The sequence below is a fragment of the Nocardioides sp. LHG3406-4 genome (assembly GCF_049897745.1).
Lineage (GTDB): Bacteria > Actinomycetota > Actinomycetes > Propionibacteriales > Nocardioidaceae > Nocardioides.
The window spans coordinates 212,001-228,607 of record NZ_JAFCWV010000004.1 but is presented as its reverse complement, the minus strand read 5'-3'; the positions used below and the strand labels follow the sequence as shown (position 1 = coordinate 228,607).

Here is a 16,607-nt window from a genome sequence, read left to right as displayed (position 1 = left end):
TCCGGTCACCCCTGGCCGCCCTCGCGGCCTGCCTCGACCCCTGCCCGGCTGCGGGCGGTGCGATAGCAGCATGCCCGGCTTCCGCAGCCTCGCCATCAACCGTGACTTCACGGTCCTGTGGGTCGGCGAGACGATCAACCAGCTGGGCAGTCGCGTGTCCATCTTCGTGTTCCCGCTGATCGCCTACGCCCTGTCGGGATCGGTGCTGGTCGCCGCCTGGGTCGAGGCGGCGCACCTGCTCGGCACCGCGGTGGTGCTGCTCCCGGCCGGCGCGCTGGCCGACCGGCTCAACCGCAGGACGCTGATGCTCGTGGCGAGCGGCTCGGGAGCCGTCCTCTACTCGTCGCTGGTCGTGGCCGGGGTGCTCGACCGACTGACGATCCCGCACCTGGCGGTGGTGGGCCTGCTCACCGGGGCCGCATCGGGTGTCTTCGGGCCGGCGCAGATCTCCGCCATCCGCTCGGTGGTCCCGACCGGCCACCTGCCGACCGCACTCAGCCAGAACCAGGCCCGCCGCCACGTCGCCTCGCTCGTCGGCGGCCCGCTCGGCGGCGCGCTCTTCGCGCTCACCCGGTGGCTGCCGTTCGCCTTCGACGCGATGACCTTCGCGGTCTCCTGCCTGACCCTGACCCGGATCCGCACCGATCTGTCCGCTCCCCCGCGCACCAGCCACACCCGGGTGCTGGCCGACATCGGCGAGGGCGTCCGCTTCATCCTGGCGAGGCCGTTCTTCCGGGTCCTCATGTCCTGGGCGTCGCTGGTCAACCTGGTCACCAACGCGCTGCTGTTCGTCGTCCTCCTGCGGATGATCCAGGGCGGCTTCCACCCCGCCCACATCGGCCTGGTCGAGACGGCGGCGGGCATCGGCGGGATCCTCGGCGCGCTCGTGGCGCCGTACGTCATCGACCGGGTGGCCACCGGGCGCCTGACCGTCGGGGTCTCGTGGGGCCTGGCGCTGCCGCTCGTGCCGATGGTGTGGTGGGCCAGCCCCCTCGTCGTGGGCGTCTGCTCGTTCTTCTTCCTCTTCCTCAACCCGATCGGCAACGCCGGCATCGGCGCCTACCGGCTGGCGCAGACGCCCGACCGGCTCCAGGGGCGGGTCTCGGCCAGCGCCCAGTTCCTCGCGGTCGCGCTGATGCCGCTGGCGCCGATCCTGGGCGCCGGGCTGCTGCACCGCTACGGCGGGCCGTGGGCGGTCGCGATCCTGCTCGCCGCCACCATCGTGCTCGCGGCCTACCTCACGGCCAGCAAGTCGGTCCGCTGCGTGCCCAGGCCCAGCGAGTGGCGCGAGCGGGCCCTCGTCGTCTAGGCGTGGTCGGCGCGCCCGCGGCTCACGCGGACTGGTGCCGGGCCATCGATGAGATGACGTCGTAGATCACCGTGGCGGCGGCCAGCGACGTGATCTCGGCGTGGTCGTAGGGAGGACTGACCTCGACGACGTCCGCCGCCACGATCTGCTCCCCCGGCAGCGCGCGCAGCAGTGCGAGCAGCTCTCGGGAGCTGAAGCCGCCGACCTCCGGCGTGCCGGTCCCGGGCGCGGCCGCGGGGTCCAGGACGTCGATGTCGACCGAGAGGTAGATCGGCGCGTCGCCTGCTCGTTCGCGGACCCGGCCGACGATCTCGGCGACCCCGAGCCGGTCGAAGTCGCCGGCGCGGACCACCGAGAACCCGAAGCGCGCGTCGTCGACCAGGTCCTGGGCGTCGTACAGCGGGCCGCGGATGCCCACGTGCGTCGAGGCGTCGGGGAGCAGCAGCCCCTCCTCGGCAGCGCGCCGGAAGACGGTGCCGTGCGTCCGGTCGGCGCCGAAGTAGGAGTCCCAGGTGTCGAGGTGGGCATCGAAGTGGACCACGGCCATGGGGCCGTGGTGCCGAGCCGCGGCCCGCAGGGCGGAGAGGGCCACCGTGTGGTCCCCGCCGATCGTCACCAGGCGACGGCGGTCGCTGACCAGCTCGGACGCGTGGTCGGCGATCTGCCGCAGCGCCTCGTCGATGTCGAAGGGGTTGCACGGGACGTCGCCGGCGTCCACGGCCTGCAGCACCCGGAAGGGCGCCACCTCGTGGTCCGGGTGGTACGCCGGCCGGAGGTGCCGCGACGCCTGGCGCACCGCCGCCGGGCCGAACCTCGCGCCGGGACGGAAGGACACACCGCCGTCGAACGGGGCGCCGAGGATGGCGACGTCGAAGTCGCTCACCTCGTCGACGCGGGGCAGCCGGGCGAACGTCGGGGCACCCGCGAAGCGGGGCACCCGGGTGCCGTCGACAGGTCCGATGATCAATGCGGGGTCCACGAGGATGGCTCCTTCTCAGTCGTTCACGACGGGCTGCGGGAACACGCGCGGGGCCAGCTCAAGGCTCCGGACGTGGTGGGCGATGTCCTCCGCCGGTGCCAGCCACAGCCCGGGCAGCTCCTGCATCTGGGCCACGAGGCGGTCCAGCGCCCTGATCCGGGCCGGGCGGCCCGACAGGAAGGGGTGGTTGGTGAGCGCGAAGCAGCCGCCGTCCTCGTGGATGGCCGCGAGGTCGGCGCTCCACATGGACAGCGCCTTCTCCGGGTCCTCGATCAGGCCGGAGCCGAACACCTCGGGGAGGTAGGCGTACTGCTCCCAGTCGTCCAGGGCCCAGTGCACGGGGATCTCGACCAGCGACCGGGCGTCGTCCTGCTCGCCCTCGGCGAGCTCGTAGGGCAGCTCGCCGTCCATGAGGCTGGAGTCGTAGAGGAAGCCGCGGTCCAGGAGCAGTCCCGGCGTCGCGTACGTCGTCTCCCACATCGGCGCGCGATAGCCCACGGGCCGCTCCCCGGTGACCTTCTCGAGCGCCTCCAGCCCGCGGTCGATCATCGCCGCCTCCTGCTCGGCGCTCATGCCGGCGACCGACTCGTGGAGGTAGCCGTGGTGGGCGATCTCGTGACCCTCGTCGCGCACCCGGCGGAGCAGGTCGGGATAGCGCTCCGCCGTGAAGCCCGGGCAGAAGAACGTCGCCCGCACGCCGCGGCGGGCAAGCAGGGCGAGGATCCTGGGCATCCCGGTGAGGGGGCCGTAGGCCTGGTGCGACATGACCGAGAGCCGGGACGCGCTCGACGGCTGCACGGTGAGGACCACCGACTCCGCATCCATGTCGAACCCGAGGGTCGCGGCCGCCTGGATGCCCGCCGGCCACGCGACCGGCTCTGCCGGGCGGGTCACGTCATGTTGCTGCGGCACTCGGGTCACGCCTCTCGTTGGACACTGGCGTGCCGCCAGGTGGCGGCACCCTCGTCCGCGGCGCGGACGAAGTCGATCTCGTGCTCGTCGCCGCGCCACTGCAGCCGCACCGGGGAGGGGTCGCGCTCGGCGAGCACGCGGCCACGGGACACGACCCAGCGCGGAGCGACCTGGCGCCGTACCGCGTCCATGCGGGAGGACGCCGGCACCACGACGAAGCTGGCAGGGCCCCCGACCCGCAGCCCGTACGACGCCTCGACGCCGAGGACCCGAGCGCCTCTGCTCGACACCATCTCGAAGGTCTCCGCGATCTCGGCCTGGCCGGTCAGCTGCGCCGCGAGGACGCCGCTGTGGGCCAGCATCATCGGGTTCGCCGTACCGAGCGGGAACCACGGGTCCACCACGTCGTCGGCGCCGAACGCGACGTTCACCCCCGCCGCGACCAGCTCCTTCACCCGGGTGAGCCCACGACGCTTGGGGTAGTCGTCGAAGCGTCCCTGCAGCGCCAGGTTGATCATCGGGTTGCTCACAAGGTTGATCCCCGAGCGCTGCAGGAGCCGCTGCAGCTTGTGTGCGTAGGCCCCGTTGTAGCTGCCCATGGCGGTCGTGTGGCTGGCGGTCACCCGCTCTCGCAGTCCGCTGCGCATGGCCAGGGTGGCGAGCACCTCGATGAAGCGGGACTGCTCGTCGTCGATCTCGTCGCAGTGCGCGTCGACCATCCGGTCGTACCGCTCCGCGATGTCGACGGCGATCTCAAGGGAGCGGACGCCGTCCTCGCGGGTGTCCTCGTAGTGCGGGATCGCGCCCACGACGTCCGCGCCGCGGCGTACCGCCTCCTCCAGCAGCTCCGCGCCGCGGGGGAAGGAGACGATGCCCTCTTGGGGGAAGGCGACGACCTGGAGCACCATCACGTCGCTGACCAGCTCGCGCAGCTCCAGGAGCGCGTCGAGGGCGGTGAGGTCCGGGTCGGTCACGTCGCAGTGGCTGCGGACGAACAGCACGCCCTGCGCCGCCTGCCACCGGAGCACCTGCTCGGCGCGGGCGATGACGTCTGCCCGGGTGATGCTCGGCTTGCGCTCGGACCAGACCGCGATGCCCTCCCAGAGCGTGCCGGAGCTGTTCCAGCGGGGCTCCCCGGCAGTGAGGGTCGCGTCGAGGTGGATGTGCGGCTCGACGAAGGGCGGCCGCACCAGGGCTCCGGCCGCGTCGATCTCCACCGCCGCGCCGCGCCGCCCCGCATCCGGGGAGTGCGGCTCGAGCGACGAGACGACGCCGTCCTCCACCTCGAGGTCGACCAGCGCCGCCCCGTCCTCCAGCAGCGCTCCGCGGACGCGCAGCTGCATCAGCTGCCGACCCGGTCGGTGCCCGGAGTCACCGCCGACGAGCCCGACGACCGGCGTCGGCTGGCTCCCAAGATGGCGTAGATCCCACCCGCGGCGATGGAGCCGGCCAGCCACGAGAGGTCCACGTTGCCGAGGGCCTTGGCGCCCGGACCCTGCAGGGCCTCGGGGATGCCGAACTCGAAGCACCAGGTGGCGAAGATGCCCACGACGAACGCGATGATCGCGTCCCAGCGGAAGTCGCCGAGACGTGACACACCGGGCTTGTCGTAGAGGGCGGGGATGTCGACGTTCTGGCGGCTGATCCAGTAGAAGTGCACCAGCATGATCGCGCCCCACGGCGCCACCCACGTCACCATGCTCGCCAGCCACCCGTCCAGGGCCCAGGCGAAGTCGTCCTTGAACACCAGCCAGACAGTGAACACCGTGGCGAGCACGCCGACGACGTAGGCGACGACCTTGCGGTCGACCCGGATGTCGAGGGTCTGCGCACACACCGAAGCGCTGTAGATGTTGAGGATGTTGGTGGCGATGGGGCCGTGGAGGACCAGCAGCAGCACCGGGATCGCCAGGGCCCCGAAGGAGTTGACGATGAGCTGGCCGGGGTCCACGCCCGGGTTGACGGTGGCCAGCGTCGCGCCGAGGACGCCGAGCCAGATCACCGGGATGAACTGGCCCAGGGCGCTGGCGGCGAAGACCTTGCGCGCCGGCATGCTGCGCGGCACGAACCGCGAGTAGTCGGAGGCGTAGGCGAACCACGAGATGCCCCAGCCGATGCCGATGGCGGTCATCACGGTGCTCATCGCGCTCAGCCGCTCGGTACCGGCGAGGCCCGTGCCCGAGAAGCCCCAGTCGACGTCGAGCTTCGCCCAGGCGACCACCGTCATGGCGGCGAGGACGACGAGCGTCACCGGGACGGTGTACTTCTCGAAGGAGGCGATCGCCCGGAAGCCGTACGCCGCGATCAGCACCTGGGTGGCCATGATGACCAGGACCGCCGCGATCTTGAGGCCGCGACCGCCGTCGATGCCGAGCTCCTCGAAGAGGCTGGTGACCAGGTCGAGCACGATCCAGGTGTTGATCGCGCACCAGCCGATGGTGATCACGAACTGGAAGGCGGTCGGGAGGTAGGCGCCGCGCCGGCCGAAGGCGCTGCGGCTGAGCACCATCTGCGTCACGCCGGTGCGCTGGCCCATCAGCACGAAGAAGCCGAACATCCCCATGCCGATGAGGTTGCCGAGGACCAGGACGAGAACCACGTCGAAGAGCGACAGGCCGAGGGAGATGCCGAGCGCGCCGAGCACCCAGTTGATGGGCGCGATGTTCGCGCCGGCCCAGATCCAGAACTGGTGGCCAGCCGTCGAGGACCGGGCCTCGTCGGGGACCGGCGCGAGGCTGTGTTCGCCGGACCAGTCCGGGGTCCAGTCGGCGGATCTGTGCGCAGGCGTGCTCGTGGCCACGACGGACCTCCAGTAGACGGACGCGAAGACGAATGGGGAAAGTGACGGTGCGGATGCAGTGTGCGCCACCCCCCGGACACGGAACAAGGGACAGGGTGACCGCAAAGGCGGTCCCGGGACCGGACGATGTGTATGGTTCCCCTTCGCCCTCTCGCCGTCGGAGGTCCAGCGTTGGCTCTCACCCTGCAGGCAGTCCTCGACCATCCGGGCTTCGGCCAGGCCCAGCCGCTCGTCATGTCCGGCGACCCCGCGGCCCGGCTGGTGCGGTGGGTGCACAGCAGCGACATCTACGACATCGCCCCGCTGCTCCGCGGCGGCGAGCTGCTGCTGACGACCGGCCTGGGGCTGGCCGGATCTACTCCCGCGGAGCGTCGCGCCTACGTCCGCGCCCTCGCCGACCGCGACGTGGCGGGGCTCGCCCTGGAGCTGGGTGAGACGTTCCCGGAGGTGCCCGACGAGATGGTGCGGGAGGCGCGTGCCGTCGGCCTCCCGTTCATCGTCCTGGGCTGCGTCTATCCCTTCGTCGAGGTCACCGAGCAGATCAACAGCGCCATCCTCGACCGCTCCATCGTCCGGCTCCGGCACGCCGACGACGTCGCTCGCGCGCTGTCCCGCGTGCTCGCGCAGCGCGGTGGCCTCGACGGCCTGACGACCACGCTGGCCGACCTCGTGGGTCGTCCTGTGGTCGTCACCGACGCGACCGGACTGGTCCTCGCTGCGGCCGCCGACGACGTGCCCGACGTCCTTCGTGGCCCCGCCGCCACGGCCCCGGTCACCGCGGACGGCCTGCTGCTCGGCCGGCTGGCGATCGGGCACGGGACCTCGGACCCCGACCTGGTGCGGGCCGCGACCGACCGAGCACCCGAGATCTTCGCCCTGGAGGTGCTCCGCGGCCACCAGCAGCCGCTGCTGAGCGGGCGCGAGCGGCGGCTGCTGCTGACCAGCCTGCTGGACGGCGACGCCGGCGGGCCCGGGCCGCTGGCCGCCCATGCCGCGGCGTCCCACATCCGGCCGGACTCGCAGTGGGTGGGGCTCGCGATCAGCTCGACCGGCCAGCAGCCGGGACTCGCCCTGGCCCAGGACGTCGCCCACGAGGTCGGCGCCCAGGCGCTGGCCGCGGAGCTCGACGGGACGACCTACGCGCTGCTCGCCGTACCCGCCCGCCACGCGACCGAGGCGCTCGGCACGGTGCGCGAGCGCCTCAGCCGGGCCCGTGGCCCCGTCTCCGCGCTCGGGGGCCTCGGGCCCCTGTCAGGGGCCGGGCGCAGCCTGCGGGCCGCCGACCAGGCGCTGCGCCTGCACGGCCTCAGCCCGCGGCCAGGTCCACTGGTGCTCGCGGAGGACGTCACCGTCGAGCGGCTGCTCGCGGCCGTGGGCACGCCGCTGCAGCTGACGGACCTGGTCGCGGAGCAGCTCGGCGGGCTGATGCGGGCCCGCAACGCCGAGACGCTGCTGTCGACCCTTCACCACTACCTGGCGAGCGGCGGGTCGAAGGCAGCGACGGCCCGGGCCCTCCACCTCCGACGGCAGTCGGTGCACCAGCGGCTGGCCCGGATCGCCGAGCACCTGGGACACGACATCGACGACCCCACGAAGCAGACCGCGCTGCGGCTGGCGCTGGCGGCCCGCTCGATCACCGACGTCGCATCGGCGACGTAGACCCGGCGAGGACTCAGAGTCCGTCGAGGATCTCCACGGTACGGCGCCACGCCTCCGAGTCGGTGTCGATGACGACGAAGTGGTCGCCGTCGACCTCGACGACCTCGGCGGTGGCGCCGGCGGCGCGGGCCCGGTCGACGTAGCGCACCGACTGCTCGGGCGACACCACGGTGTCCGCCCGACCGTGCACGCACCAGACGGGTGCGTCCAGAGGCACCTGCCGGAGCGGGTCGGTGAGGTCGTAGTCGGGGCCGGGCGGGCCGCCCATCAGGGCGGCCACCGCGCCTGAGCCCAGGTCGGCGTCGTAGGCGCCGGTGAGGTCGACGACGCCGGCCTGCGAGACGACCTCAGTCACCGGGACCGCGGTCGGCCAACGGTCGAAGCGGCCGCGCGCCGCGGCCCAGGTGGCCAGGTGACCGCCGGCGGAGTGGCCCAGCGTGACGACGCGACTGGTGTCGACGTCGAGGTCGGCGAGCTTCTCGATGGCGGCGTGCACGTCGTCGAAGGTGGCCGGGAAGCCACCGCCGGCCCCGACCCGGCGGAACTCGATGTTCCAGGTCGTCCAGCCGCGCGCGGCCAGGTCGGCCGCCAGCGGCCGGCCCAGGCCCAGGTCGTACTCCGCCTTCCAGAACCCTCCGTGGATGACGACCACCAGCCCCCGGGAGGAGCCTGAGGGCCGGGTCAGCTCACCGAACTGCGCGTCGCCGTCGCCGTACGCGATCCTCTCCGGGTCGGTCACGTCGTCCCCGCAGCCCGCGACCAGTGCCGTGGCACCCACCGCGGCGAGCAGCACGCGACGGGTGATCCGCACCGGCTCATCCGAGGGCGGCCGGCAGGGTGGCGGTCCATGCGGCGCGCACCTCGGACAGCGGGACGGTGAACTGACCTTCCACCACGAGCTCGGTGCCGCCGGTGCGACCCAGCGGGGTGAGGGGCACGCCGTGGCGGTGGGCCAGCTCGACCAGGGCATCGGCGTCGGCGTCACGGACGGTGACGACGACCCGCGCGGCGGACTCGCCGAAGAGGTCGCAGAAGGCGTCGCCGGGCAGGGCCACCGCGGCCCCGACGTCGTGGCGGAGCGCGGCCTCCACGAGCGTCTGGGCGAGGCCTCCGTCGGACACGTCGTGGGCGCTGGTCAGCAGGCCGACACCGTCGGCCAGCAGCTCGGCCAGCGACCGCTCCGCGGCGAGGTCGACCGTGGGGGGCAGGCCACCGAGGTGCCCGTGCACGACGTGGGCCCACTCGGAGCCGGAGAGCTCCTCGCGGCTCTCGCCGAGCAGGAAGATCCGGTCCCCGGCGTCGGTCCAGGCCGACGGAGTGCGCCGGGTGACGTCGTCGACGACCCCGAGCACGGCCACCACCGGGGTCGGCAGGATGGCCGTCTCGCCGGTCTGGTTGTAGAGGCTGACGTTGCCGCCGGTGACCGGGATGCCGAGCTCGAGGCAGGCGTCCTTGAGGCCGCGGCAGGCCTCCGCGAACTGCCACATGACGCCGGGATCCTCGGGGGAGCCGAAGTTGAGGCAGTCGGAGATCGCGAGCGGCCGGGCGCCACCGGTGGCGACGTTGCGGTAGGACTCCGCGAGCGCCAGCTGCGCGCCGGCGTAGGGGTCGAGCAGGGCGAAGCGTCCGTTGCAGTCGGTCGAGACGGCGACGCCGAGGTTGGTCTCCTCGTCGACGCGGATCATGCCGCTGTCGGAGGGCTGGGCCAGCACGGTGTTGCCGCGCACGTAGCGGTCGTACTGGTCGGTGACCCACGACTTGTCGCAGAGGTTGGGGCTGGCGACCAGCCGGAGGAGCGTCTCGCGGAGCTCCGCGCCGCTCTCGGGGCGCGGCAGCTTCTCCGCCACGTCGGCCTGGAGCGCGTCCTGGGTCGGCGGCCGCGTGACCGGGCGCCGGTAGGTCGGCCCGTCGTGGGCGACACTGCGGGGCGGTACGTCGACCACGCGCTCGCCGTGCCAGTCGATGCACAGGCGGCCGGTGTCGGTGACCTCGCCGATCACGACTGCCTCGACGTCCCACTTGGCGCAGATCCCGAGGAACGCGTCGACGTCGCCGGGCTCGACGACCGCCATCATCCGCTCCTGGCTCTCGCTCATCAGGATCTCCTCGGGCGCCAGCGTCGAGTCGCGCAGCGGCACCTGGTCGAGGCTGACGTGCATGCCACCGTCGCCGGCGCTGGCCAGCTCGGAGGTCGCGCAGGAGAGGCCGGCGCCCCCGAGGTCCTGGATGCCCGCGACCACCCGGGCCGCGAAGAGCTCCAGCGTGCACTCGATGAGCAGCTTCTCCATGAACGGGTCGCCGACCTGCACGCTCGGCCGCTTGGCCGGGCCCGTGGCTCCGTCGACCCCTTGGGAGAAGGTCTCGCTGGCCAGGATCGAGACCCCGCCGATGCCGTCGCCGCCGGTACGGGCGCCGTACAGGACGACCTTGTTGCCGACGCCGCTGGCCTTCGCGAGGTGGAGGTCCTCGTGCCGCAGCACGCCCACGCAGAGCGCGTTGACCAGCGGGTTGCCGACGTAGGTCTCGTCGAAGACCACCTCGCCGCCGATGTTGGGCAGGCCCAGGCAGTTGCCGTAGCCCCCGACGCCGGCCACGATCCCGGGCAGCACGCGATGGGTGTCCTCGGCGTCGAGCGGGCCGAAGCGGAGCGGGTCCATCACCGCGACCGGGCGGGCGCCCATCGCGAGGATGTCGCGGACGATGCCGCCCACGCCGGTGGCCGCGCCCTGGTAGGGCTCGACGTACGACGGGTGGTTGTGGCTCTCCACCTTGAACGTGACGGCGTAGCCCTGGCCGATGTCGATGACGCCGGCGTTCTCGCCGATGCCGGCGAGCATCTTGCCGACCGGGGTCTCCTGCGGGATCTCGCTGAACTGCTGCAGATGCACCTTGGAGCTCTTGTAGGAGCAGTGCTCGCTCCACATCACGGAGTACATCGCCAGCTCGCTGCTGGTCGGCCGGCGCCCGAGGATCTCGCGGATCCGGGCGTACTCGTCGGACTTGAGTCCCAGGTCTGCCCAGGGCTGGTCGCGGTTGGGATCTTCGGCGGCTACGGAGACGGTGTCCAGCACGGCGCCAATCTACCGGCCCAGCGGCACTCCCCCGACCACTGCCTCGGCGGAGGAGACGGCCGCCACACGGCGGTCATCAGCCGGCCAGGTGGCTCCACCGGGCAGAGAGGTCGGTCCAGTGGCCCTCCTCACGCACCTGCCCGTCGACCAGCACCACGACCCGGTCGGCCTGGGCGAGGGCGGCCGCCTTGCTGGTGGCCCCGACCACGGCGGCCCCACCCTTGCGCAGGGAGACCCAGAGCTCGGTCTCGGTCGTCGCGTCGAGTGCCGACGACACGTCGTCGGCGAGCAGCAGGTCGGCGTCGCACGCCAGGGCGCGCGCCAGGGCGAGCCGCTGGACCTGCCCGCCGGAGAGACGCACGCCGCGGTGCCCGACAACGGCGTCGAGTCCACCGGCCTCGGCCACGTCACGCCCGAGACGGGCCGTCTCGACGGCGGGGGCGACCTCGCGCTCGTCGTGGTCGAGCGCGACGTTGCCGGCGAAGGTGCCCGACAGCACGCGCGGCACCTGGGCCACGTGCGAGACGCGCGCCGGGCGGAGCTGGGTCTGCGGGTCCTCGACGAGCTCGCCGTTCCACCGGACCTCGCCGGTGCTGGTCACCAGGCCGGCTAGGGCCGACAGCAGGCTCGACTTGCCGGACCCGACCTGGCCGAGCAGGAGCACCAGCTCGCCGGCGCGCACGGTCAGGTCGACGTCGCGCACCCCGATGGTGCCGTCGTCGTGCACCGCCGAGAAGTCGCGCAGGGTCAGCTCGCGGAGCGGCGTGCGCGCCGGCACGGCCGGAGCAGGAGCCGTGCCGGCCACCAGGTCGACGCCCTGGGGCAGCCGCATCAGGTCGCCGCCACCAGCGAGTTCACTGGTGGCGTGCATCCACGCGCGGACGCCCGGCGCCTCGGTCACGACCGACCCCGCCACCCGACCGAACCAGTCGAAGCCGCTCACGGCGTTCGCGACCAGCAGCGCTGTGGCGAGCCCCCACTGGCCGGTCAGCAGCCCGACCCACGCGGCCACGACCCCGCACTGGACCATGATGACCGGGACACCGTCGAGCATGGCCTGCACGCGGTGCTCGCGCACGGCCGCGTCGACCCGCCCGGCGTCGACCTGCCGCAGGTGCTCGTGGACGTACGGCGTGGCCGCGGCGAGCTTGACGGTGCGGACCGACTCGAGCACCGACACCAGGGATCGGCCGAAGCCGGCGCGGGCCGTGGATGACGCGGCGGCCGAGCGACCGGCCACCCGACGTCCGAACGAGGACGCCCCGGCCGAGACCACCATGACCGTGAGCAGCACCAGTCCGGCCAGCCACGTGCCGGCGATCACGGCGGTGACCATGACGATGGCGAGGCCGTTGACGAAGTCGACCCAGCGGTCGGCGTAGCGCGCCAGCCGGTCGGCGTCCATCGTGCGCGCGACCACCTCGCCGGGCGGCGTGCGCTCGAGGCGGCGCTGCTCGGTCTGGCCGTTGAGCACCGTGAGCCGCACCCGGAGCCGCACGGAGATCCACCAGCGCGGGTAGGTGCGGAACGCCTGGGAGAGCAGCAGCGGGCTGGCCAGGAGTGAGATGACCAGGGCGACCGCCAGGCCGACGGGGACGTCGCCTGCCTGGAGGTCGGTCACCGCCAGCCCCCACACCCAGCCCGTGAGCGCGCCGAAGGCCCCGGTGAGGGACGAGAGCAGGAACAGCCCCATGCCGAGGAGTCCCCACCGGGGCTCGATCACGAGCGCGCTCCAGGTCGCCCGCGTCAGGCTGGGGCGGGGTTCCACGTGCGGGCGGGGCGGCGGGGTGGTCGTGCGGCGCACGGTGCCGATCGCGCTGTCGTCGTGGTGGTGCTCCTCGATCTCCACCTCGTGGGCGGCGGCCAGAAGCAGCTCCCGGAACGGGCCGTCGTCGACCGCGAGGCGCTCCCGGGGGCCGTGCTGGACGACGCGCCCGGACTCGAGGACCGCGACCTGCTCGGCCCGGCGCGTGGTGGACAGGCGGTGGGCCACCAGGAGCCCGGTGCGGCCCGAGATCAGCCGGTCGGCCGCGCGGACCACGCGGGCCTCGGTCACGGGGTCCATCCGGGCGGTGGCCTCGTCGAGCACCACGACGCGGACGTCGCGCACCAGCAGGCGGGCGAAGGCGACCAGCTGCTCCTCGCCCGCCGACAGGCTGGTGCCGCCCGGGCCGAGCGTGGTGTCGAGGCCGTCGGGCAGGCCGGCGACCCACTCGGTCAGCCCGAGCTCGGCCACGGCCGCCTCGACGGTCTCGCGTGGGTGGGAGCCGAAGAGCGTGAGGTTGTCGGCGAGGCTGCCGGCCAGGATCTCGGTGCGCTGGGTGACGACGCCGACCGCCGCGCGCAGCTCCTGCAGGTCGAGCTCGAGCACGTCGACCCCGCCGAGCAGCACGGTGCCGGGCTCCGGCTCGGCGGCGCGCGAGAGCAGCGAGGCGAGCGTCGACTTGCCCGAGCCGGTGCGGCCGACGAGGGCGCAGGTGTGCCCGGCGGGGACGACCAGGTCGACGTCGCGGAGGGCGAAGGTGCCCTCGGCGTAGGAGAAGTGCAGGTCCCGGAGCTCGACGTCGAGCGGGCCGTCGGGCAGCGGCAGCCCACCCGTCGGCTCGGCGGGCACGGCGAGCATCCCGCGCAGGCGGAGCACCGCGCCGAAGCCCTCCTGCAGGTCGGGGAGGTGGCGGGCCAGCTGGTCAACCTGGCCGACGAAGGTCGTGGTGACGAGGAACAGGGTGACCAGCGCCGCGGTGGAGAGCCCCCCGCCCTCGACCAGGGCGATCCCCAGGACCGCGGTGCCGGCCAGCACGGCGTGCAGGAGCGTGCCACTGCGACGGGTGATGCGAGCCTCGACGGCCAGGACCCTGTCGAGCGCGGCGTGCACCGTGGCCGCGATGCGGGCGTTGCGCCGCAGGACGTAGGCCTGCCCCAGGCTCGTGCGGAGGTCGTCACGTGCGGCCACGCCCTCCTCGGTGGCGGCCGCGTGGTCGGTCCAGGCCGCCTCCTCGACGACCTTGCGCCGGGCGACGAGCGGCAGCAGGCGGCGTACGGCGAGGACCGCGGCGACGGCGGTGAGCGGGAAGAGGAAGAGGGCCGGCCACCACGTCAGCGTCGCCACCACCCACAGCGGGCCGGACGCCAGCAGCGTGCGCGCGGCCTGCCAGACCCCCCACCGCAGCAGCTGCCCGACCTCCCAGGTGTCGTCGTCGATGCGGTCGAGGACCTCGCCGACGGCCTGCTCGGAGAGCGCGGACAGGGGTTGGGACATGGCCGCGTCGAGCAGGTCGGACCGCAGCCTGCCCTCGGCGCGGTCGACGACCCCGGCCCAGACGGTCTTGGCGACGGTGTCGATCACCGCGGCGCCCACGACGCAGAGGGCCAGGAGCACGGCCAGCCGCTCGGTCGCCTGCTCGGCGAGGCGACCGGCGACGACCGAGCCCAGGGCGGTGCCGATGGCGCCGACGAAGGAGAGCGTGAAGCAGAAGACCGACATCGGCTGGCGCAGCCGGCGCCAGTCGACGGGCACCCGGGCCGCTGCCCGGCCGGTCGGCCGAGCGGCTCGGTTCGGCTCCGTGCGGGCCGGGGCCGACGACGTACCGAGACTGCTCACCATGGGCACCACGGTAGGCGCCGCCACCGACGTCCGCCCGCGCATTTACGGGCCGTCGGGCGGCGCCTCAGCGCAGCAGGCCGTCGGCGACGACCTCGAGCATCGGGCGTACGGCGCCCGGGTCGAGCTCGGCCTGGTCTGCCACCGCGGCCACGCCGCCCACCAGCCGGGCCACCTGCAGCGGGTCGACGCCGTCGCGCAGAGCCTTCTCGTCGCTGAGGCGCGAGATGACGCGGCCGGTCGCGGCCCGCAGGACCTCGCACTTGGTGCGGATCGGGGAGTCGGGGTCTCCCATCGCCGAGGTGATCTTGGCCGGACCGCCCCGGTAGGAGCTGATCAGGCCGATGTACTCGTCGAACCACAGCAGCAGCAGGTCGCGCGGCTCGCCCTCGTGGCCGACCGCCTTCTCGACCGCGACCTGCACCCGGTCGACCCAGCTCTGCATCATCGCGTCGAGGAGCGCGTCCCGGGTCGGGAAGTGACGGTAGAGCGTGCCCGCCCCGACCCCGGCCCGCTTGGCGATCTGGTCCAGGGAGGCGTCGTAGCCCTGCTCGCGGAAGACCTCGCGGGCCACGTCGACGATGCGGTCATGGTTGCGCTTCGCGTCGGCTCGCACGTGTCCTCCCAGGCTCGGCTTGCTAAACGGAGGGACTCTCCGTATTGTTTCCACTGAAGCGGAGTCATCCTCCGGATACAGCGTACCTCGGCCCATCCGGCCAGAACAGGACCCTTCTCCATGTCCACCGAAACACTCAGCACCCCGGTAGCCGGCTCGGTGACCAGCCCAGCAGCCACCGACCTTCCTTCCGAGCTCCCGGACAACGCGGCCCGGGCCGCGGCCGGCATCGCCATCGTGCTCGTCGCCCAGCTCATGCTGATCCTCGACGCCACCGTCGTGAACGTCGCGCTGCCGCACATCGCCACCGACCTGTCCATCGGGCCCGCGTCGCTGTCGTGGGTGCTCAACGCCTACACGCTGGCCTTCGGCGGCCTCCTGCTCCTCGGCGGCAGGCTCGGCGACGTCTTCGGGCGGCGCCGCCTCTTCGAGGCCGGCCTGGCGATCTTCACCGTGGCCTCCCTGATCGGCGGACTGGCCCAGTCCTCCGACATGCTCGTCCTGAGCCGCGCGGCCCAGGGCGTCGGCGCCGCGCTGGCCGCCCCCGGCGTGCTCGCGCTGCTCACCACCAGCGCACCTGACGAGACGGCGCGCAACCGCGCGCTCGCGCTCTTCGGCGCCGTGTCCTCGGGTGGCATGTCGATCGGCCTGCTCCTCGGCGGCTTCCTCACCGACGTCGGCTCCTGGCGCTGGACCCTGATCATCAACGTGCCGATCGGGCTGGCCGTGCTGGTCCTGACCCGTCGGTTCCTCGACGAGACCGCCCGTCGTCCCGGCCGCTTCGACCTGGTCGGCGCCGCGAGTGCGACGCTCGGCGCGGTCGCGATCGTCTGGTCCCTCATCGGCGCCCCCGAGCACGGCTGGGGCTCCGCTCACACCGTCGTGGGGCTCGCCGTCGGCGTCGCCTCGCTCGCCGTACTGGCCGTCACCGAGCGGCGCGTGGCGCACCCGATGCTGCGTCCCGAGCTGCTCCGCAGCCGTCGACGGGTCGGCGCGCTGGCGGTCATGGCCCTGGTCGTGGGTGGCCAGCTGTCGATGTTCTTCCTCGCGGTGCAGTACATCGAGGGCGAGCTGGGCTTCGGGCCGATGGCGACCGGCCTGGCCTTCCTCCCGATGACGCTGGGGATCTTCTCGATGTCGCGGGTGTCCCCCAGGCTGTTGGGTCGTCTCGGGGCGACCCCCATGATCGTGGCGGGCACCCTCGGTCTGGCCGTCAGCTTCGCGTGGCTCAGCACCGTGGGGGCCGATGACGGCTACTTCGCCGGAGTCTTCGGCCCGATGGTGCTCAACGGCCTCGCCGCCGGCCTGGTCTTCATGCCGATCACCGCGACCGTCCTCGCCGGGGTCGACCCGGCGCATGCGGGATCCGCCTCGGGCCTGCTGCAGACCTTCCAGCAGCTCGGCGGCGCGATCGGTCTCGCGGTGGTGGTGTCCGTGTACGCCGCCGGGTCCGTGCCCGGTGAGTTCCTGCCGGGCGCCCGGGAGGCGTTCCTCACCTCCGGCGTCTTCGCGCTCCTGGCCCTGCTGGCGACGGTGGCGCTGATCCGCAGGCGCCGCGCCCGGTCTCTCCCGCCGGCCGTTTGGCGAACTCTGTGACGCGTGTGATCGGTGAGGTTAGGGTGATCGGGACCTGTGACCCCCAGAAGCGGCCTTCCCCGTC

At 73.1% G+C, this 16,607-nt stretch carries 11 protein-coding genes; 3 read left to right on the top strand and 8 right to left on the bottom strand.

The genetic code is table 11. The features are described from left to right. Window positions 1-70 precede the first annotated feature (70 nt). On the top strand, window positions 71-1,309 hold the full coding sequence (locus ACP7BP_RS15295; RefSeq protein ID WP_426245778.1) for an MFS transporter: 1,239 nt from the start codon (window positions 71-73) through the stop codon (window positions 1,307-1,309). Window positions 1,310-1,331: 22 nt separating this feature from the next. Here the strand turns inward: ACP7BP_RS15295 and speB are convergent, their stop codons facing one another. The 4 genes from speB to ACP7BP_RS15275 are packed head-to-tail and all read right to left on the bottom strand — an operon-like array spanning window position 1,332 to window position 6,000. Beyond that, complete coding sequence (speB, locus tag ACP7BP_RS15290) at window positions 1,332-2,288, bottom strand: agmatinase (RefSeq protein WP_426245777.1); 957 nt, start codon at window positions 2,286-2,288, stop codon at window positions 1,332-1,334. A 15-nt stretch (window positions 2,289-2,303) separates the two neighbouring features. After that, window positions 2,304-3,182 carry a polysaccharide deacetylase family protein gene (locus ACP7BP_RS15285; RefSeq protein WP_426245775.1) on the bottom strand — a complete coding sequence of 293 codons (879 nt, stop codon included), beginning with the start codon at window positions 3,180-3,182 and terminating at the stop codon, window positions 2,304-2,306. A 23-nt stretch (window positions 3,183-3,205) separates the two neighbouring features. Next, on the bottom strand, window positions 3,206-4,543 hold the full coding sequence (gene codA / locus ACP7BP_RS15280; RefSeq protein WP_426245773.1) for a cytosine deaminase: 1,338 nt from the start codon (window positions 4,541-4,543) through the stop codon (window positions 3,206-3,208). Continuing rightward, window positions 4,543-6,000 carry a purine-cytosine permease family protein gene (locus ACP7BP_RS15275; protein WP_426245771.1) on the bottom strand — a complete coding sequence of 486 codons (1,458 nt, stop codon included), beginning with the start codon at window positions 5,998-6,000 and terminating at the stop codon, window positions 4,543-4,545. Before ACP7BP_RS15275 ends, codA begins: the two co-directional genes overlap by 1 nt. 171 nt (window positions 6,001-6,171) lie before the next feature. Between ACP7BP_RS15275 and ACP7BP_RS15270 the strand changes: the two genes are divergently transcribed. Then, window positions 6,172-7,659: a PucR family transcriptional regulator gene (locus ACP7BP_RS15270; RefSeq protein WP_426245769.1), complete on the top strand. Its 1,488-nt coding sequence runs from the start codon at window positions 6,172-6,174 to the stop codon at window positions 7,657-7,659. A 13-nt stretch (window positions 7,660-7,672) separates the two neighbouring features. Here the strand turns inward: ACP7BP_RS15270 and ACP7BP_RS15265 are convergent, their stop codons facing one another. The 4 genes from ACP7BP_RS15265 to ACP7BP_RS15250 form a co-directional block, all read right to left on the bottom strand. Beyond that, on the bottom strand, window positions 7,673-8,470 hold the full coding sequence (locus ACP7BP_RS15265) for an alpha/beta hydrolase family protein (protein WP_426245768.1): 798 nt from the start codon (window positions 8,468-8,470) through the stop codon (window positions 7,673-7,675). A gap of 4 nt (window positions 8,471-8,474) precedes the next feature. After that, the gene (gene purL / locus ACP7BP_RS15260) at window positions 8,475-10,730 is read right to left on the bottom strand and encodes a phosphoribosylformylglycinamidine synthase subunit PurL (protein ID WP_426245766.1); all 2,256 of its coding nucleotides are present in this window, start codon (window positions 10,728-10,730) and stop codon (window positions 8,475-8,477) included. Window positions 10,731-10,806: 76 nt separating this feature from the next. Further along, entirely contained in the window at window positions 10,807-14,334 is a 3,528-nt protein-coding gene (locus ACP7BP_RS15255; RefSeq protein ID WP_426245764.1) for an ATP-binding cassette domain-containing protein, read from the bottom strand. 64 nt (window positions 14,335-14,398) lie between these two features. Next, on the bottom strand, window positions 14,399-14,947 hold the full coding sequence (locus tag ACP7BP_RS15250) for a TetR/AcrR family transcriptional regulator (protein ID WP_426245762.1): 549 nt from the start codon (window positions 14,945-14,947) through the stop codon (window positions 14,399-14,401). Between the two features lie 120 nt (window positions 14,948-15,067). On the opposite strand from ACP7BP_RS15250, the gene ACP7BP_RS15245 reads away from it, so the two are divergent. Continuing rightward, window positions 15,068-16,543: an MFS transporter gene (locus tag ACP7BP_RS15245; protein ID WP_426245760.1), complete on the top strand. Its 1,476-nt coding sequence runs from the start codon at window positions 15,068-15,070 to the stop codon at window positions 16,541-16,543. Window positions 16,544-16,607 lie beyond the last annotated feature (64 nt).